Here is a 2,546-nt window from a genome sequence, read left to right on the forward strand (position 1 = left end):
AACACCTTTCTCAGCAGTTCAAGAAACGAGTCGGGATTACACCTGCAGCATTTCGTCGCGAACATCAGTAGTAAGATTGGTTGTGATGTACTCTTCCTAATAGGGCCTGTACTAGGACTCTGGGTGGCTCAATTTCGCCCCTGCTTGCTTGATCCCGCGTGAGTCGTCGGGGTTATACAAGGCACAGCTATCTAGTGACAAACAGCCGCATTGTATACAGCTTCCCAATTGAGTTTGCAGAGCTCTCAGGCTTTGGATCTTCTCTTCAAGCTTCTGGTGCCAGTCCTGGGCAAGCTCTTCCCATTCCTTCTTCTTGGGAGCTTTGTGTTTCGGGAGGTGTCCGAGCTCATCAGAGATTTCCTGTAGCGTTAGCCCAACATTCTGTGCTGCCTTAATCACGGCAATTCTTCGCAATATCTGTCGGTCATACCTGCGTTGGTTCGCTTGGTTTCTGGTACTGTAAATGAGCCCTTTCTCTTCATAAAAGTGAAGGGTTGCCACGGTTACCCCGGCTCGTTTTGCCACTTCGCCCACACTCATGTCCATATGTTCTCTCCTGAAAAAGAGCTTGACCTCAAGTTAACCTGAGGTTCTAGAGTAGCAATGAATTAACCAAATCACACGGAAAGAATGATGAAGAATAAAACGATTCCATATTTGTCCGGGCGCTTTTTTGATGGTATCAGCTCAGGCTTGTTCATGATGGCGTTGCCCTGGATCATGTTGCAAGAGCCTGATATGGGAACATTCGTGGCGATTACGGCACTTGTTTGTACAGGGCTATCATTTCTCAGTACGCCTTTTTTTTCGACGCTAACAGACAGGCATTCCCGGAAAACAATTTTGATATTGGTACAAGTTGCGCAGTCAACAACGGCACTGCTGGTTTGTATTGCGTACTGGATAGGGGCAGGCTCACATTGGATCTTGGCGGCTTCACAGCTGGTGTTTTGGGTTTCAAGTAATATCGCCTGGAATGCCAACAATGCATTCACCCAGGAAAATTATGATCAGCAGGAATATGCAAAAATTTCCGGTTATCAGGAAATTGTCATGCAAGGGACCACGTTGGGGGCCGGTGCGCTGGGCATTTTTCTGCTTGAGATGTGGGGGATCGAAGAGTTTTCCGCATTTGCAGCTATTGCGTCTGGTATTGCCGCTTACAGTTATGTTGTGACGCCTTATCAGCGCAAGGTTAGACACTCGAAAAACATACCGTTTCTAAGTCAGATTAAAGAGACCAAAATCATCTTTGCCCAGCAACCAAGGTTCTATGGCTTCCTGCTTATCTCTTGCCTGTCTTATCCTGTGTTAACTTTTCTGGGGAAACTTGTTCCTATCTGGTTTGCCGATCTCAATATTTCCGGTAACTGGGTTGCGTTTTATAACATTGCCTTTGGTCTTGGATCCTTGATGACGGGTGTGCTGGTCTCTCGAGTATTAGCGATGCTGTCGCACCGAGCCATTATGCAGTACTCGATGCTGATTCTGGCATTTACATTGCTGGTAATGAGCGGTGTCATGCAGCCTCTTTATATTGTGTTGCTGACGCTTGGCTTTGGGTTCTTTAATGCGCTCAATCGTATTGCCAGAACGAACTGGATGCACCATACCATTCCAATGTCACAACGTGGCCGTGTAGATGGGGGGATGGCAATGTTTGCAACTTTGGTCCAGAGCCTGAGCTACGTATTGATTGCTTTTCTTGCCCATGCCGATGCCATCGAATACGGCTTTATCATTGTGGGTTTTGTTGTCTTGTTCGCGAGTATCTGGATGCTGCTATTGGGACAAAAAATAGAGGCTGATCATGAGCTTGCTCCGCAATACTGACAGGAAAAAGGGATTATGCTGTAATACTTGCTCGCCAGTTACCGGGAAGCAATTGTGTCATCTATTAAGCCTTACATAGAGTACTTTCGTCGCTGCTATCGTGCCGACAGCAGCGATTTGTCCATAGCCAATATCACCCGTGTACGAAAAGATAGAAAGCTCTATATCAAAGATGAAGATCTGTTGTTAACCGGTACGTTGCCACGGCTGCCATTAGCCGGGAGCGAAGCTGAGGTATTGCACCAGCAAGCTGATAATTTCCGTCGTGAAAGACGGCTGATCTATGGCTGCTTTATGATAAAAGGGCAGCTTGCGGTCAAAACCGGTTTTTCAAACCACCGCAGCATTGCAGCCCCTTTATTGTATCTGCCCGCGACGTTATCACATGATGAACATGAGCATCTCTGTGCCAGTATCGATACTTCAGATATGCGGGTTAATCTCGATGCACTTCGGTTATTGCTCAAACCACATCTCGATACGACTGTCGTAGATTCATTCCCTGTGCCTGCATTTCCTATAACGGTTGAACAGATTGGCCTTATAACCAGTTGGCTACGCGAAAATACAGACATTCAGGACCTGGATGAACTGGCAAGGTGGCCACAGCTGGTGGACGGGCAGGAATTTTTGCGTCGAAAGTCAGTTAAATCAGTAACCATAGCTTGTGCCGGCATGCTCATTTTGGCAGATCGGTCCCGTGGGGTACGAGG

At 47.1% G+C, this 2,546-nt stretch carries 3 protein-coding genes; 2 read left to right on the forward strand and 1 reads right to left on the reverse strand.

Annotated elements, in window-relative coordinates; all coding sequences use genetic code 11:
- Positions 1-111: 111 nt before the first annotated feature.
- Positions 112-546: a redox-sensitive transcriptional activator SoxR gene (soxR, locus tag MHN01_RS24315; protein ID WP_239413952.1), complete on the reverse strand. Its 435-nt coding sequence runs from the start codon at positions 544-546 to the stop codon at positions 112-114.
- Between the two features lie 87 nt (positions 547-633).
- Here soxR and MHN01_RS24320 point away from each other — a divergent pair, with 87 nt between their 5' ends.
- Positions 634-1,833: an MFS transporter gene (locus MHN01_RS24320; RefSeq protein WP_239413954.1), complete on the forward strand. Its 1,200-nt coding sequence runs from the start codon at positions 634-636 to the stop codon at positions 1,831-1,833.
- 54 nt (positions 1,834-1,887) lie between these two features.
- On the forward strand, positions 1,888-2,546 hold a 659-nt coding region (locus MHN01_RS24325; protein ID WP_239413953.1), incomplete at its 3' end, for a hypothetical protein.

Origin of the sequence: Photobacterium sp. OFAV2-7, from assembly GCF_022347985.1 — a bacterium.
In the GTDB taxonomy this organism is placed as follows: domain Bacteria; phylum Pseudomonadota; class Gammaproteobacteria; order Enterobacterales; family Vibrionaceae; genus Photobacterium.